The 16,940-nt window shown below is 46.1% G+C and carries 12 protein-coding genes; 6 read left to right on the top strand and 6 right to left on the bottom strand.

The window, feature by feature from the left end; translation table 11 throughout:
- Nucleotides 1-61: 61 nt before the first annotated feature.
- Together TSUB_RS05980 and cysB are read right to left on the bottom strand one after the other, a co-directional pair.
- Entirely contained in the window at nucleotides 62-886 is an 825-nt protein-coding gene (locus TSUB_RS05980) for an EAL domain-containing protein (RefSeq protein WP_087020018.1), read from the bottom strand.
- Between the two features lie 64 nt (nucleotides 887-950).
- A complete protein-coding gene (gene cysB / locus TSUB_RS05975) occupies nucleotides 951-1,925 on the bottom strand; it encodes an HTH-type transcriptional regulator CysB (RefSeq protein ID WP_087020021.1) in 975 nt (324 codons plus the stop codon).
- Between the two features lie 305 nt (nucleotides 1,926-2,230).
- On the opposite strand from cysB, the gene TSUB_RS05970 reads away from it, so the two are divergent.
- The 4 genes from TSUB_RS05970 (at nucleotide 2,231) to TSUB_RS05955 (ending at nucleotide 8,013) form a co-directional block, all read left to right on the top strand.
- Nucleotides 2,231-2,992: a DNA repair protein gene (locus tag TSUB_RS05970; protein ID WP_087020024.1), complete on the top strand. Its 762-nt coding sequence runs from the start codon at nucleotides 2,231-2,233 to the stop codon at nucleotides 2,990-2,992.
- Between the two features lie 255 nt (nucleotides 2,993-3,247).
- The gene (gene miaE / locus TSUB_RS05965) at nucleotides 3,248-4,018 is read left to right on the top strand and encodes a tRNA isopentenyl-2-thiomethyl-A-37 hydroxylase MiaE (protein ID WP_087020027.1); all 771 of its coding nucleotides are present in this window, start codon (nucleotides 3,248-3,250) and stop codon (nucleotides 4,016-4,018) included.
- Nucleotides 4,019-4,312: 294 nt separating this feature from the next.
- A complete protein-coding gene (locus tag TSUB_RS05960; protein WP_087020030.1) occupies nucleotides 4,313-5,935 on the top strand; it encodes a methyl-accepting chemotaxis protein in 1,623 nt (540 codons plus the stop codon).
- A gap of 671 nt (nucleotides 5,936-6,606) precedes the next feature.
- Nucleotides 6,607-8,013: an EAL domain-containing protein gene (locus tag TSUB_RS05955; protein WP_159064886.1), complete on the top strand. Its 1,407-nt coding sequence runs from the start codon at nucleotides 6,607-6,609 to the stop codon at nucleotides 8,011-8,013.
- On the opposite strand, the gene TSUB_RS05950 is transcribed toward TSUB_RS05955, so the two are convergent.
- Both TSUB_RS05950 and topA read right to left on the bottom strand, forming a co-directional pair.
- Nucleotides 8,007-8,624, bottom strand: coding sequence for a CDP-alcohol phosphatidyltransferase family protein (locus TSUB_RS05950; protein WP_087019837.1), 618 nt, complete (start codon nucleotides 8,622-8,624; stop codon nucleotides 8,007-8,009). The two genes, TSUB_RS05955 and TSUB_RS05950, sit on opposite strands and share 7 nt — an antisense overlap.
- A 117-nt stretch (nucleotides 8,625-8,741) precedes the next feature.
- On the bottom strand, nucleotides 8,742-11,378 hold the full coding sequence (gene topA, locus TSUB_RS05945; RefSeq protein WP_087019835.1) for a type I DNA topoisomerase: 2,637 nt from the start codon (nucleotides 11,376-11,378) through the stop codon (nucleotides 8,742-8,744).
- A 375-nt stretch (nucleotides 11,379-11,753) separates the two neighbouring features.
- On the opposite strand from topA, the gene TSUB_RS05940 reads away from it, so the two are divergent.
- Nucleotides 11,754-12,008, top strand: coding sequence for a DUF2498 family protein (locus TSUB_RS05940; protein WP_087019832.1), 255 nt, complete (start codon nucleotides 11,754-11,756; stop codon nucleotides 12,006-12,008).
- A 171-nt stretch (nucleotides 12,009-12,179) separates the two neighbouring features.
- On the opposite strand, the gene sohB is transcribed toward TSUB_RS05940, so the two are convergent.
- A complete protein-coding gene (sohB, locus tag TSUB_RS05935; protein ID WP_087019828.1) occupies nucleotides 12,180-13,238 on the bottom strand; it encodes a protease SohB in 1,059 nt (352 codons plus the stop codon).
- 268 nt (nucleotides 13,239-13,506) lie between these two features.
- Between sohB and TSUB_RS05930 the strand changes: the two genes are divergently transcribed.
- Entirely contained in the window at nucleotides 13,507-14,247 is a 741-nt protein-coding gene (locus TSUB_RS05930; protein ID WP_087019825.1) for a YciK family oxidoreductase, read from the top strand.
- A gap of 80 nt (nucleotides 14,248-14,327) precedes the next feature.
- Here the strand turns inward: TSUB_RS05930 and TSUB_RS05925 are convergent, their stop codons facing one another.
- Nucleotides 14,328-16,295 (bottom strand): CHASE3 domain-containing protein, encoded by a 1,968-nt coding sequence (locus TSUB_RS05925; RefSeq protein WP_087019822.1) that lies wholly within the window; start codon nucleotides 16,293-16,295, stop codon nucleotides 14,328-14,330.
- Nucleotides 16,296-16,940: the final 645 nt, after the last annotated feature.

The following is a 16,940-nucleotide window of genomic DNA, read 5'->3' as shown; positions in this document are numbered from 1 at the left end:
AATTACCTAAAGACAGGTCGCTTCGCGACAGTGTTAGCGAAACACAATAGAGGGGATTAGGTTAATTACCGTAATTCTCGCGCTTGGTAACACCTTCATCGATATAAATGCTGATCAGCTTGGGGTGGCCCAGAAAGAAGCCTTGGAACCAATCGATGCCTGCGGCTTTCGCCAATGCCAATTGCTCTTCGGTCTCAATGCCTTCTTGGACTAATGTCGCCTGTGTCGACTTTAACTCTTCGACAAATGCTTGATAGTTTGGGTTGAATAACTCTTCTCGATCGAGCTTAATGATATCTGGCCGAATAGCATGAATCCTCAACCAGGTTAATTCATTATCCTGTACATCATCCAAGGCTAAGTTCACGCCTTCCATCGCACGTCGCCATTGGGTCATGATGGCCAATCGTGATTCAGATTGCGCTTTGTGCTCAAGAATCTCTAATACTAAGTGCGTATTTGCAATCCCTAATTCTCTTAAACGCTGAGCCTGTAGTTGAATGTATTGCTCTTTATCTTTCATTTCGACGATTGAGTCGAACTCATAGTTAATGAACAAATACTGCCCCCTTTCAGGCAAGCGGGCATAATTACGTAAGTGCATAGCGCGGAAAAGGCGATCAATAAACGCCATCTTACCACTGCCTCTAAACAAACTGAGTGCGTCAATCGGAGAGACAGGCTCACCTTGAAAACGCGGTCGAATCAGCGCTTCAAAACCAAGCACGTTTAACTGGCAATCAAATATAGGCTGGAATGCGGACTCTATTTCATACCCGCCATACGCAATGACGTAGCGGCACTCTTTCCACTCAAGGAACTGCTCGAATTGCTGGCGCAATGTTTTCGTATCGACCATCGCCTCATCGACCTCTACGTACTTCATTCTGTAATCATGGTGAAACACAACGCAGTGCGCTGTGTTATTAATGATACAAACAGTTTGCGATTTAACGTACAGGTAAGTCCATATCTTCGAACATGGCTTCGATATCCGTACTATTCTTCAGCGCAACCGCTTGATCAACCACATTACGGGTTAAGTGTGGAGCGAAACGTTCCATAAAGTCGTACATATAGGTACGCAAGAAAGTCCCTTTCTTAAAGCCAATCATGGTCGTACTCGCACCAATGATGTGGCTAGCGTCAATCGCCACTAGGTCTTCATCCTGGATAGGGTCGATCGCCATACTTGCCAATACGCCCACACCGATACCAAGACGGACATAGGTTTTGATCACATCCGCATCCGTTGCGGTAAAGACGATACGCGGTGTGTGCCCCGCTTTGTTAAACGCAGTATCGAGTTCAGAGCGCCCAGTAAAGCCGAACACATAAGTCACTAACGAATACTGAGCCAAATCATCAATGGTCACGTTGCGCTTATTGGCAAGAGGGTGATCTTTGGTCACCACAATAGAACGATTCCAGTGGTAACAAGGCAGCATGATCATATCTTCATAGAGATGGAGTGCTTCAGTCGCGATGGCGAAATCGGCGGTGCCTTTCGAAACAGAATCCGCAATTTGGGTTGGTGTACCCTGATGCATATGCAGTGACACTTTAGGATAGCGCTGGGTAAAGCCTTTGATCACACTCGGCAAGGCGTAGCGAGCTTGGGTATGGGTTGTGGATATATTAAGTTTACCCATTTCCGGATGGGTGTATTCACCGGCAACAGACTTAATGCTTTCAACACGGGAAAGAATATCGCGGGAGATACGCACAATCTCCTGACCTGCGGGGGTCACGGTAGTAAGATGCTTACCACTACGCTCAAAAATTTGAATGCCAAGTTCGTCTTCCAATAACCGAACCTGCTTACTAATTCCTGGCTGAGAAGTATACAAGCTCTCTGCGGTTGAAGAGACATTCAGGTTATGGTTTACAACCTCAACGATATATTTGAGCTGCTGAAGTTTCATCTTGCGCTTAGTCCTTTAAGTCATATGTTAACAACCCTGCAATAGATTAAGTTATAACTAATAATCAGTCACTAAGCCAGCTACCATGGTCGATATAACCAAAATTTTTAATAAAAATCCCCCGATTGAAACGAATTCAATCAAAAAAGAGTGATGTTGGCCGTTGAGTATTGACCAACGTGATAATCCATCTACGCTTAGACGATGATATGCTTTGCAAAATGCATATCTGTGCTATCCCGATATGTTGAGATAGTGTATCTTATCGAGATAGAACTCATTCTGCTGGAAAAACAGACGACTTTATGAATATTCCTCTAATCATTGGCCTTATCGTCATCCTGTTAGCACTTGTTGTTGGCTATAACATCATGTTGCAATATCGCCAGAAAATGGAGAGTGAAAAGCGTCAAGAGATGGCAAAATTTATCGCTGTAATTGATGCCACTGAAGAGCTCATTGGTAATGCCCACCACTTCCCTTATAGCCGCGAACTGCTTATCTGCTTAAATCAACGCATTTACGATGCCCTTGTCGCAATGCAAGAAATTAACCCCGCCGATAAACAATTAGGCCAACGTGTCGCGAATGTAGAGGCACAAATCAAGCATTTGAGTGAAAACTACAACAACAATGATATCGCCAACTTCCGAGTGCCTTCTAGCGACAAACAAGCCATCGCCATGTTGCAACTCGTGAAGCGCCTGCGAAATGTCGTAAAAAGTGAGCACACGAAAGGACGACTTTCTACCCAAATCTACGTCGCAGAAAATGCCCGTTTAGAAAGTATGCAGCTCAAAATCAATATTGAAAACGTCATCAAGCGTGCTAACGACGCAAAGGTCAAAAATCAATTGGGTACCGCCAAGCAGCTGCTTAAAAAAGGCATTGATGTCCTTGGCGCCAAAACCGATGACTACTCAACCGGTGCACTAGAAAAATTAAAAGAGATGCTCGCTGATATTGAAGAAGGGCAAACTCAAGTACAAGATAAGGCGCGTCAAGACATGCTCGACAAAGAGCAAGACGAACTGGATGTGCTCTTCCAACCGAAGAAAAAGTGGTAAAAACACTGCCGAAAATGACAAAGCCGCCAAGTGCGGCTTTTTTATTATCGCCATGTTTGTGGCCCAATCAGGCGATATCGCTATCACTTCACTGCCCTAGTGGCTAATCTCGCCAAGTGACGACTCGCTCAACACAGTGGCCGACTAATTATCGCTGACAAACTAGAAATTCTCGCTGAGCAAGCATCTAGAGGTCACTTGGGTATATAATGACGCTCACAACGATTTATTAGAAAAGTAAAGTCACCCGTCACTATGCCTATTCCATCGCAATACGACAGCCTGCTGGCACCTATTTATCAATTTCTCAAATGCCCGACGCCAGACGCTTGGATAGAAGAAGCTGCCAAAGCTCAGAATTTACCTTTGTTACTGGTCGATCACGTTAACTGTGAGCTAAAAGCGGCACAAACCGCCATGTTGCTCATCCGCAAATATGTCGCCGATCCAGTAACGCAACAATCTTTGCTTGATTGGCTCAAGCCCTATGAAGACTTTATCTACCGTAAGACTGGCTCCCTAGAAACCTTGCTGGCATTAGATGGAGTATCAAAATCATTGGTTGTTAAAAGCGATCAACCCCATGCGCAGATCATCTTGGACAAAATGATCTTGCTGATCAAAGAAGAACTCCACCACTTCACGCAAGTCCTTGAGATCATGGAAGCACGCGGTATTCCCTATCAATCAATACGTGCCGGACGGTATGCTAAAGAGCTCATTACCCAAGTGAGAACCTATGAGCCAGCAACCCTCATTGATAAGTTAATTATTGGCGGTTACATCGAAGCACGTTCCTGCGAACGTTTTGCGGCATTAGCCCCTCATTTAGATGAAGAACTCGCCAAATTCTACATCTCACTGCTGCGCTCAGAAGCCCGCCATTATCAAGACTATCTCCAACTGGCAGAACTGATTGCTGGCGAAAGTGTTCAAGATCGCATTGATGCGATTGGCGAGAAAGAGGCATCACTCATTCTTTCCGCTGATCCAGACTTCAAGTTTCACAGCGGCTTACCTATCTAACGCTATATTCCGTTTAATGACTGTTTAAATATCAGGCAACAACTGCCTGACATTTCATTCACCTTGATGCATACTTAGCAAACATAACATTTACTCATTCAATTCTTCTCAAAAAAACACTTTTCCATTCGTCAAGCCTTTCATACCTGCTAGTCTTGAGAACTGTAACCCCACTGCCATAAATGTGACAAAATCGACCTTTTTCGCATCGATAATTTTCGTTCGGATTGCGTAACCGATACACTTATTTCACAACTAAAAATATATCCGTAGTACTAAAAGGGAGTTGTCGTTATGAAACTAAAAACCAAAGTGTGGCTGATCATCGGTCTCACGCTTGCAGCGCTTGTCGCTGTCTCCATCGTTGGCCTACTCACCATGCGCCACGCCAGTAACTCGGATAACGAAGCACGTATCTATCAACTGCTAAAAAGTACCTTTAATACTGTCGTGCAAATTGAAAAAGCAGTGGCTGCTGGTGAACTGGAAGAAGAGCAAGGTAAACAGTTAGCAATCCGTATCTTACGAGAGAATAAATATAAAGATAATGAGTATGTTTATGTTGCCGATAGCGAAATGATGTTTCTTGCTACGCCGCACGATCCTCAGCTACACGGCACCAGCTTCCATGACTTCAAAGATGGCGATGGTAAAAGTGTCGGGAGTATTTTGCAAAACGCCGTTCGCGGCCAAGCAGCAGGAAAAATTGTCTCCTATGACTGGACATCTCGGGGAGACGATGGCGCGATACACTACTTAAAATCTGTTGCGGTTGTTTCCGATCGTTGGGGATGGGTAGTGGGTACCGGCATTCGCAACACGGAAGTTAACGAGCGCTTCTGGGGTTCAGCGCGTTGGCAGGTGTCATTTAGCCTATTACTCGCGGCGATTATCGGCACTTTGCTGTTCCAAGCTTCGAACCGCTTACTGACCATCCTTGGTAAAGATCCGGACGAGGTACTATCACTTGTCCATTCGGTTGCTGATGGCGACCTTACTAGCGAGACCGATAACAAGGTTGACGGTAAAAGCATCTACGGCTCGGTTGTGAAGATGCAGTCATCGCTGCGCGACATCATCTCCAATGTTGCAACCGCGACCGATCAACTTGAAGAAGAGACGCAGCAAGCACAGCAGCGCGCTGTAAGCGTTAGCCAAATATCGGATGAACAACACGCAGAGACGGACATGGTGGCTACTTCGATGACGGAAATGTCACTCTCAGCTAAAACCGTTGCAGAAAGTGCTAACAATGCAGCGCAAGCAACGCAAGATGCGGACAAAGAAGGCCAAAACGCGCGCGCTGTGGTGGGTAAATCAAGCGAAGCCATAGAGATGCTCGCCGGACAAATTGACGAAGCCGCCAATGTCATTGCTGAACTGGGTCATAATGTCACTGAAATCGTAACCGTATTAGACGTAATACGCGGAATCGCTGAACAGACAAACCTACTTGCACTCAACGCCGCGATTGAAGCAGCACGTGCTGGTGAACAAGGCCGTGGCTTTGCGGTTGTTGCAGATGAAGTACGTAATCTGGCTAAACGCACCCAAGACAGTACCGAAGAAATTCAAGTGATGATTGAGAAACTGGAGCAAGGCTCTGAACGCGCAATTTCAGCCATGACTCAAAGTAAGACGTCGAGTGAAGAATCGGTGACAATGTCAATGCAAGCGTCCGACGCGCTGCAAGTTATTGCAAGCGCACTTGGCACCATCACAGAGATGAACCACCAAATTGCGAGTGCAGCGCAAGAGCAAACCCAAGTTGGTGAGGATATCTCTGAGCGAATTAACCTCATTGCACAGAACTCGTCGCGCGCGTCAGCGCTTGCAGTTGATAACCAAGCCTCGACCGCTCATATCGGTGAGCTTGCAGACATGTTGGAAACGCAGGTCAAACAGTTCTCAATATAGTGCGATGCAATACATTCAATCTAGGCCAGCTTTCGAGCTGGCCTTTTTTTCGTACACACATGATAAACCGTTACTCTCTATGTCTAATTGGTTCATATACTCAAACCACCTCAAGATGCTTGTTCAGCGAGAGTTTCTAGGCTTGTCAACAAGACACTGTTTTGAAGATCTAGTGGACTAAATCAAAAAACAGTAACGACGGTGGCGAGCCTAGAAAACTCGCCCTTCGGGAAGCGACTAGCGCCCCGATTTCTGCGTTAAAGGTGTTTGAAAGGGGGAAGCCATTCCTTCACACCTTTGCCTTGGTATCTTTACCTTGACTTCGACGCGCTAGGCCGCTTCTGAATCCTGCATCTTGAGGTGGTTTGAGTATATAGTAGCTTATAAATATCCATGTATTGGTTAAATCGCACCCCTCAAATGTCAGCCTAAACTGACATTGCGTGATATTGTACCGCTTCGCAACGGTTATGAGTTTAATCAATAGGATTCAACAGGGTTATGCGTTAAGGTGATAGCAGGAACCACTAAAATGACGTTGCAGGATGCAATCTACACCCGCTTCTTCCCAAGTATTTATTCCATTTTGGAAACGGTACCGTTTTGTTTTCACAAGCACTTTAATTGCATTCTGTGTAATTTCGACAATCACCTTTTCTATCAGCGGTGTGATGGCGAACCGAGCGCTCAACATGCTGAATCAAGAGCTCGATGCCAAACAGCAAATGCTTGTGCCTTTCAGCATCGATCCTATAAGCTGCGATAAATCAACACGCCGCGATCTCTTGCAAGCTGTGCTTAGTCACCATGGGGTAAAAGAGATTGGGTTATTTTCGAGCCAAGGGCGTGTTTACTGCGCTAGCAACTATGGTGTCGTCAACATCCCTATCTACGCATCCACCCTAAACCGCATTCACGCTGCAGAGAATCGAACCACACTCATCTATGGCAAAGCGCAGACTAACCGCTTGCCGACGCTGTTTCTTTATGTCGCTAATTCAAAAGGCTACGGGGCGAATGCCTTGATGCGCCCTTTGTCACTTTTTAATACTTACTTTGAGCAATTAGACGAGCTAGGTATTGAAACTCAACTTTCCGTGCATGGCGCGCCAATCAACGCCTTGTCGAGTCACTCTATCTTCACTTTAACACTGTCACTAAAAGCGCTGCCGCTCGAAATCCGATTCTCAATACCTTACTACAGCGCGCTGAGTTGGACACTACTCAACTTATTCTTGGGTCTTTGCATCAGTCTCTTGATAAAAAGGCTAATGGCTTATCAGCAACTTTCTCAACGCCCACCGATTGTCGAGATGATGATTAAAGGCATACGTGAGCAAGAGTTCACCACACATTTTCAACCGATTGTTGATAGCACATCGCACCAAGTCATTGGTTGTGAGGCATTGCTACGATGGCAACCTTCAGAAGGGCCAAGTATTCCTCCCAATCAGTTTATTCCTGCGGCCGAAAAATATGATTTAATTGAGCCTCTCACTGAACAGGTACTCAATGCAGCCATTCGATTACTGTCCAACCCCGCCTACCTCCAAGGCTATGTCGCCATTAACTTAAGTCGCTACTTGCTGCTCCGGGGTAGTTTTGTTCAGAAGCTTCGTCAGCTCGCGAAGCAGCATCCACATATCGCGAAACGTCTGGTACTCGAAGTAACAGAAGAGCGCGCCTATGATGATCAAGAGCTCCATTACATCATTGACCACCTCAAAACGCTCAACCAACACCATTACCGGGTTGCTGTCGATGACTTTGGAACGGGTTACTCAGGCTTAGACTTTATCAGGCGATATCCTTTCGACATTCTAAAAATTGACCGAGTATTTGTTGCCGAGGTTCATAAGCAGCATAAGAACAGTGCGATTCTCGATACCATGGTACAGCTCGCTCATAAGCGTCAAATGACCGTCATTGCTGAGGGCGTGGAAGAGATAGAGGAGATTGCCTTTCTGTCTGAGAAAGGGATACAGGGCTTACAAGGGTTTTATTTTGCCCGTCCTGCGGCAATGGATGACTTTATCGCCTATTGTGAGAAAGCCATCGATAAAGAGAACGATCACTGATTGATCGCTTTCAGCGTTCTGAAACCGTAATAGATTCTTGAAACGATGGTGATCAGGCAAAGCGCGGCAAACAAGTAAGCAATTTCTGCAAAAAGCGCTGGAAACAGGCAAAACAACACAAAACACGTGATGGTTTCGGTCCCTTCAGCAATCCCGCCGAGATAATAGATCGACTTGTTTTCATAGACCGGATTTTCGATACCGTGTTTACCCGCTAAGCTTGCAAAGGCGAGAAAACTCGTTCCTGTACCAATAAAGGTCGTCAACAATACTCCACCCGCGACACCGTTCGCGACAGGATCCGCAATAACAAACGCCAGTGGTATCATGGCATAAAACAGAAAATCTAAACTGATATCTAAAAAGCCACCCGCATCCGTTATACCATGACGGCGAGCAAGCGCCCCATCAAGACCATCCGCAATGCGATTTAATGCAATGAACACCAACCCAACTAGATACGCCTCCATGGCTATCGCAACAAATGCGATCACCCCGATCAGAAACCCTGACACTGTGATTTGATTAGCCGAAAGTGATAAACGATCTGCGGCCGCAGCCATCACTTTCAAAGGATAACGCACAACTTTTACCGCCCAGCGGTCTAACATAACACCTTCCTGTTATTACACACCTTCATCACTAAGCATATACTCAACCTGCTCTGATACTGTGTATCAGACCCGCGTAGACAAAAAAAATGGCAGTGAATCACTGCCATTTCTTAACTATTTTGCTTTTTTGGGTTTCTTCCGTTTATCGGTAATTTCCCACTTACCGTCAATGAAGAGTCCCGTCCAACCCGAAGGCTTGCCCTCTATTTCCGATCGAATGTAGTTTTCTTTGGTCTTACGACTAAAGCGAACAACCGTTTTACGACCATCCGGATCTTCAGTTGGCGCATCAGCTAGATACGTAAACTTCGGTGACAAACGATCTTTAAAACGAGCCAATTCTTCGACCAAAGGTGCACGAGTCTCTCGAGATTTCGGGAAGGTACTCGCGGCCATAAACAACCCCGAGGCCCCATCACGAAGCACAAAATATGCATCTGGATCCTGTGTACACGGTAGCTCTGGCAAATGTACGGGATCTTCCTTCGGTGGCGCAACTTCACCATTCTTCAGTATCTTACGTGTGTTCTTACAACTCTCGTTCGTACAATCCATGTACTTACCGAAGCGGCCGTTTTTCAGCTCCATGTCAGAACCACACTTGTCACACTCGACAACAGGCCCATCGTAACCTTTAAGCTGGAACTCACCTTCTTCGACGATGTAACCATCGCAGTTCGGGTTGTTACCACACACATGAAGTTTGCGTTTCTGATCGATCAGATACGCATCCATTGCCGTTTCACAAATCGGACAACGCTTCTTAGCGCGCAAGGCGGCGGTTTCAACGTCTTCTTCAAGAACGTTTATCACCCCGTCTTCATCACCTAAATTAATGGTGGTTTTACAACGCTCTTTTGGTGGTAAAGCATAACCAGAACATCCTAAGAAAACGCCTGTCGATGCAGTACGAATTCCCATTGGGCGCGAACATGTCGGACATTCAATATCTGTCATCACGATGTGGTTAGGCTGCATACCGCCTTCTGCCTCATCGCCTTCTGCTTTATCCAAATCCGCTGTGAAATGGTTGAAGAAGTTATCCAACACCGCTTTCCACTCCGCATCGCCTTCTGCAATCTTATCCAGATTGCCTTCCATGCGCGCGGTGAAATCGTAGTCCATGAGGTCAGCAAAGCTCTGATCGAGACGGTCAGTCACAATCTCGCCCATCTTTTCAGCGTAGAATCGACGCTGATCAACACGAACATATCCACGATCTTGGATCGTCGAAATGATAGCCGCGTAGGTAGAAGGACGGCCGATGCCACGCTTCTCAAGCTCTTTCACCAATGCCGCTTCCGTGAAACGTGCAGGTGGCTTAGTAAAGTGTTGTTTCGGGTCAAGCTCGACTAACTTCAGCTCATCACCTACAGCAATCGCTGGTAAAATCACATCTTCGTTTTTGCCCATTGGACGCAGTACCGCTGTCCAACCGTCAAACTTCAAAATGCGACCTTTTGCTTTCAGGGTGAAATCGCCTGCAGCCACGGTAATAGTGCTAGAGTCATACTTCGCCGGCGTCATCTGACAGGCAATGAAGTTACGCCAAATCAAGTCGTAAAGTTTCACTGCATCTGCTTCGATGCCTTCAAGATCATCAGGGCGTACATTCACATCAGAAGGACGAATCGCTTCGTGCGCTTCTTGGGCATTCTCTTTGCTACCGTAAACATGCGGTTTACCCGGTAGGTATTGCTCGCCGTGATTCTCTGCAATGTAGCCACGTACCGCTTCAACCGCTTCCTTACTCAGGTTGGTCGAGTCAGTACGCATATAAGTAATGTAACCCGCTTCATAGAGACGCTGTGCTAAGCCCATGGTGCGTTTTACACCATAACCCATACGCGTACTCGCAGCCTGTTGCAAAGTGGACGTAATAAACGGTGCTGGCTGCTTGGAGCTGGTAGGGCGTGATTCACGATCAACGACCTTGTACGTTGCTTTTTCTAACAACGCATTGGCAGCCATCGCTTCCGTTTCACTCACCGGACGGAAGGCTTCGCCATTTTGCTTCGTCACCGCCAAGCGCAGCGCTTCTGCTGAAGCTGACGTCGTATCAGCATGAATATCCCAAAACTCTTCAGGAATAAATGCCTTGATCTCACGCTCGCGCTCAACCAACAGCTTCACAGCAACCGATTGAACTCGTCCTGCAGACAAACCACGCGCGACTTTCTTCCACAGCAATGGAGAAACCATGAAACCCACAACACGGTCTAGGAAACGACGTGCTTGTTGTGCATTGACGCCATTAATATTCAACTCGCTAGGAGTTTCAAATGCCTGTTGAATGGCATTCTTAGTGATCTCGTTAAAAACCACACGCTTATAACGGTCTTCATCACCACCAATAATTTCCCGCAGGTGCCATGCAATGGCCTCCCCTTCGCGGTCCAAATCGGTTGCGAGATAGACTTGGTCAGCGTTCTCAGCAAGCTTCTGTAGCTCAGCGACAACTTTTTCCTTACCCGGTAGCACTTCATAGCGTGCTTCCCAGTCATTGTAAGGATTCACGCCCATTTTATTAATGAGCGCTTTCTTGTCTTTCTCTTTTTTGATGCGTGCCTTTTCTTCGGCGCTCATCCCTTTTGTTGAAACAGGTGCAGCTTTCTTTCCGTCGCTTCGCGCACCAGTCGGCAAATCACGGACGTGACCTACGCTCGACTTCACAATGTAGTCTTTTCCAAGATATTTATTTATTGTTTTAGCCTTGGCGGGAGACTCCACAATTACCAGTGACTTACCCATCTTGCTCTAAACATCCTCGTGCGGTAAAAGCGCTATAAAACTTTTGGTTCTAAAAACTTGTCGGTTTAACCTTTATTACTATATTGGGCGAGTTTTTCTCTAGGTCAACCTCTTTTGCGCTCCATGCGATGTGATTGGTTGCCTTAGCCTCAATTGTTAACAAAACGTTAACCGCATTAAATGATGTCTTACCGTAACCAAACAGTAAGACGCGACATCTTTATCAGCAAATCTTCCCTCTGCCTATTAAGATGAAGATCTTTTTGTTACAGATCACATTTTTTGCCATAATCGCCGATGATGATAGTCCATTCTACTGTTATGTGGCATGAAATTATCACAGCGTCTTTTTAAAAGTAGAGGATTCTTGCCGGAATGAGCGAAAAAAAAGTTATCTCTAACAGTGATTTATTAATGATCGCCAATCAAATCATTCAAGATCACGAACAGTATGTCGAAGGCATCCGCGCTACGTCGGTCGAAGAAAAAGAGGGCGTATTGGTATTCAAGGGCGACTACTTTCTTGATGAAAATGGCCTTCCAACACCAACAACAACCACGGTATTCAACCTTTTTAAACTATTAGCACATCAGCTGTCTCCTGAGTTCACCGTAGAAAAAGAGCGCTAATATACGCAAGCCACCTCAAGGTGCTTGAGTTGAATGCAAAACCGTACTCAAACTCCGTTAAGAGGCCTAACAGGTAAGCTAGTTAGGCTTTTTAACTGGTACTAACAGGCAAAAAAATAAGGACACTCAGGTCCTTACTTTTTGATCCTTTGGGCCTATCGGCCTCACACTTTACATGAAAGGACGCTGGCCTCGGCTCATCCACTTCAAAAGTAGATTGTCAGCTGCATCTGCGGCGGAGCCCGATAGCTTATCTTGCAATGACTTACGTCGAACATACTTCACCGCTAGGACTTCTCTGTCTTTGCACGCTTCCATCACAAGGTCATCACTGGTCGCAATCTTATCGATGAGCCCCAGTTTTAACGCCTGCTGTCCAAACCAATGCTCGCCAGTTGCTACGGTTTCCAGTACCAGTTTTGGTCGATGATCGGCGATAAAATCTTTAAACAGCACATGTGTTTCTTCCAGTTCTTCTTGGAATTTTTCACGCGCTTTGTCAGTATTTTCGCCAAACATGGTTAAGGTACGCTTAAACTCACCCGCAGTCAGCTGTTCAAACTCGATGTTGTTTTTCTTCAATAGCTTATTAAAGTTTGGCAACTGAGCAACAACGCCAATGGAGCCAATAATCGCAAAAGGTGCTGCGACGATATTGTCTGCGACACACGCCATCATGTAACCGCCACTTGCTGCCACTTTATCAACGGCAATTGTCAGGCGAATACCAGCAGTTTTAAGACGGTCAAGTTGTGATGACGCAAGGCCGTATCCATGCACCATGCCACCACCAGACTCTAAACGGAGTAAGACTTCATCACCCGCAACCGCCACCGCTAAAATAGCGCTGATCTCTTCACGCAATGCGCCCACTTCTCGTGCATCAATGCTGCCATTAAAGTCGAGTACAAAGGTGCGTGGTTCACGGCTAGGTTTAATTTCGCCCGTTTTCGCCGCTTTTTTGGCTTCCGTCTCTAACTCTTTATTCTTCTTTTTGTCGCGTTTTTTCTCTTCTTTTTCACGGGCTTTTAGCATCGCTTTGTCAAAAAGATGATGCTCAAGCTGCTCCACCGTATCACGGTGCTTCTTATTGAGATCGGTGATCTCGAGTTCACCCTTGTCACCATGACCGCCTTTGAGGCTCTTAATGACGATCAAGATGCCAACAATCGCGACCACTGCCGTCGCAATTTTGGCTAAAAACAGACCATATTCAAACAGAAATTCCAATTGAGGACCCTCATTCCTACGTTTTTGTTATCCCTTCATTGTAACCAAGTTGTCACCCCAAGGGCTATGCTTAATCCAGTCAGTTAGCATGAAACTGACAGAGAAAGTGTGTGAGGCTACGCATTTAGCTCACAAGGTTTGCATTAAACGGGAAAGCTGGGTAACGTCAAACAACCCTAATCCAGCCCTTTTCATGCTTCACTTATCGCTACTCAAATGGCACAGTATTTTGAAGCACGATGAATGAGAGACACAAAAAGGAATCACAGTGAACTACACCCTTGCTCAAGACGAATTGGAAGGCAAAGTCATCTTAGTCACCGGTGCGGGAGATGGTATCGGAAGGCAAGCCGCGATTAACTATGCACAGCATGGGGCGACGGTCATTCTTCTCGGTCGCACAGTCAGTAAATTAGAAGCGGTCTACGATGAAATAGAAACGCTTACAGGCCGCCAAGCGGCGATTGTGCCACTGGATCTGCAAGGTGCGACAAAACAGCACTATCTTGATATGGCAGAAACCATTGAGGGGCAGTTTGGTCAGCTCGATGGCCTATTACACAACGCGAGTCTATTGGGCACGCTAGGCCCTTTTCATCAGCAAGATGAAGCCCTGTTTGATGAGTTAATGCAAGTTAACGTCAAATCGCAATTTTTAATGACTCAAGCCCTGTTACCATTACTTAAAAAAGCCCCCGCGGGACGTCTCATCTTCACGAGTTCGACCGTGGGTCATGATGGACGTGCATACTGGGGAAATTACAGTATCAGTAAATTTGCCACAGAAGGCATGATGCAGGTCATTGCTGATGAGTATAGCAACACGGCACTGCGCACTAACGCCATTAACCCGGGAGGCACGCGCACGAAAATGAGAGCGACGGCATTTCCAGGAGAAGATCCGCAAACATTGAAAACGCCAACTGACATCATGCCGCTTTATCTCTATCTCATGTCACCAAATTGCGATGAAAATGGTCAGTGCATTGACGCTCAACCGAAAAAATAATCGTCTTAATATACTCAACGTGCGCAACTACAATAAGGAAAAGGGCTGACACGCCCTTTTTCTATTTCGAGTAACGACCACTAGTTGACTTTAAATTGCCCAACAATGGCCCGGAAGTCATCAGACAGCACATTCAGCGACTGACTCGATGCAACGCCATGCTGGGCGTACTCCGCACTTTGGTCAGAAATCTTATTTACGGCAACAACGTTTTTGTTGATCTCTTCCGCGGTGGCGCTTTGCTCTTCCGCTGCGTTGGCGCTTTGTGTATTCATGTCATTGATCTTGGCGATCGATTCGGAAATGGTGTTAAATGCTTCTCCCGATTTATTTGCCTCACGCACGCTACCGCCAACGATCTCGGCACTTTTCTCCATACTCGCCACCACTTCTGTGGTGCCATGTTGTAAACGCTCAATCAACTCTTGAATTTCTGAGGTCGAGTCCTGAGTCCGCTTCGCTAAGCTTCTCACCTCGTCTGCCACAACCGCAAAACCGCGCCCTTGTTCACCCGCCCTCGCCGCCTCAATCGCCGCATTCAAAGCCAATAAGTTTGTTTGATCCGCAATATCACGAATCACATCGAGGATACCGCCGATATTGTTGGCTTGCTCGGCAAGACCGGTTAATCGTTCAGAGGTCTGCTGAATTTCCGCTTCCAATGAGGTGATACTCTCCTTGGTACTTTCAATCACCTGCAATCCATTCTCAGCTTCAGAGTGTGCATCTCGGGCAAACTCGGCAGCACTGACGACGTTTCGAGCGACCTCTTGTACCGATATCGACATTTGATTCATCGCAACGGCAACCTGATCCGTCATGTGTTTTTGCTCTTCTGCGCCTTCACTGGTCTTTGACGTGATAGTACCGAACTGATCAGACGCATCCGTGAGCTGATTACTGGCGTTATCTAAACTGCCAACAATCTCCCGGAAACTTGATGCCGTCGTTTGCAGTGCGGAAAGTAACCGACCAACCTCATTATTGCGATTACCTATCTTCAGATTGAAACTTAAGTCCCCTTCTGACAAACGATGAGCGGCATCAACAGCCTTGGATATCGATACTGAAATACTCTTTGAAATCAATGCGCCAAAACCGAACGTCACTATCGCAGCGACTAAACCACCAATGCCTATCGCCTGAAGCGCTAACGTTCCAGCGCCATCAGCACTCGCCTTACGCTGACTCATCAAGGTTTCTTCCACCTCGACAATCTCTTCCACTTTGGCACGAATCCCGTCCATGAAGGTCTTGCCTTCTTTTTTGGCAACAAAGGCATAAAGATCATTCATGGTTTTGTATTGATTCGCGTCACGGACCAAACCAATCGCCACTTCCGCATACTCTTCAATCCACTGAAACACGCGTTGACGAAGCTGTCCCATAATGCCGGTATTCGAGCGCAACAATCGGTCAATCTCTTGTCGACCCGCAGCATACGGCTCTAAAAATGCTTCGTCTCGATTGAGCATAAAGCCACGCAGCCCTGTCTCCATGTTGATCATTGCGGTGATGACCCGAGGCCCCAAAGTGCCATAGGCGCCTTGGTCGATAAACGCTCTAATCCCATCCATCTTCTGTTTACCGACCCCAGAATCGATCAAGGTGCGCAGGGTTTGATTTACCGCCTCCCCTTCTGCAATATCAGATCGTAAGGCGATCACCTTCTCGGCATAAGACTTCCACTCAGTAGCGTCAGCGGCAACACCGTCGAAACGACGTTGTTGGGCTGGATTGTCACTGGTTAGCTGCTTCACCTCGCTCAAATAACGAGAGAAATGCTCTAAACCCGCATAGTAGGGCTCCAAATAGTCTTTTTGTCCGCCAATAGCAAAACCACGCAAACCTGTCTCTTGATCAACCATGGCGTTTACTAAGCCATTCGATAAATCAATGACTTTGTAAGTGTGCTCCACCATTGCGGACGTTGAATCCATGGTTTTGATTGATCGCCAAACCACGGCACAAAGTACAAAAAGAAGGAAAATGGTAATGATGTTACCGAGGAGTAATTTACTTTTAAGCGAGAAATCAGAAAAATTCATCTTGTCTCCCATACTTCTGCTTCACCAACAACATAATGCGTGAGCTGACAATGGCCGCTCACAATAGTTAACGCTTTTGGTTCACTGCGTCTTACCGATAACTATAGTCAATGTATTACTTTTGAGATGGGTAGAGGCAAATATTTATTCTTTGACCGTCAACATATGGTAAAGAAATAAAAACTATTATTATTAACGCATGCAAAAACATTGGAGATAACGTGATAAAATTCAGCCTCTTAATTTGCATCCAAACAATGGATTGTCAGGCTATACATACATAAGTGCTCGTTTTCAACTGCACTAAATGCGCGGTACTAGCAAAGAAGCCAAGCACCTTACTATCGTTGCTACTAGCAACCGTGGCTGCTGCTAACAAAGGCTGATACTAGCGAGGCTCGCTAGACAGTGACGCGATGACGAGTAGACAAAACGAGGCTTTTCAATCATCACTTCTTGAGTATGTAACCGCAAAGCGTTAAATCTACCTTCGGTATTTAATACCGAGATATTTCTTTTATTAATAAGGTCATCACCTACGCCTACCAAAAAAGATAAGCATCATTATTGAACCAACAAATTTGCAGATAAGAAATAGTTACTCTTTGATTGTCAGCTCACAAATACGCCATCAAACAACAGATA

Origin of the sequence: Thaumasiovibrio subtropicus (assembly GCF_019703835.1) — a bacterium.
Taxonomy (GTDB): domain Bacteria; phylum Pseudomonadota; class Gammaproteobacteria; order Enterobacterales; family Vibrionaceae; genus Thaumasiovibrio; species Thaumasiovibrio subtropicus.
Note: the sequence above shows the minus strand (reverse complement) of the source record. Positions and strands in the feature narration are given on the sequence as shown.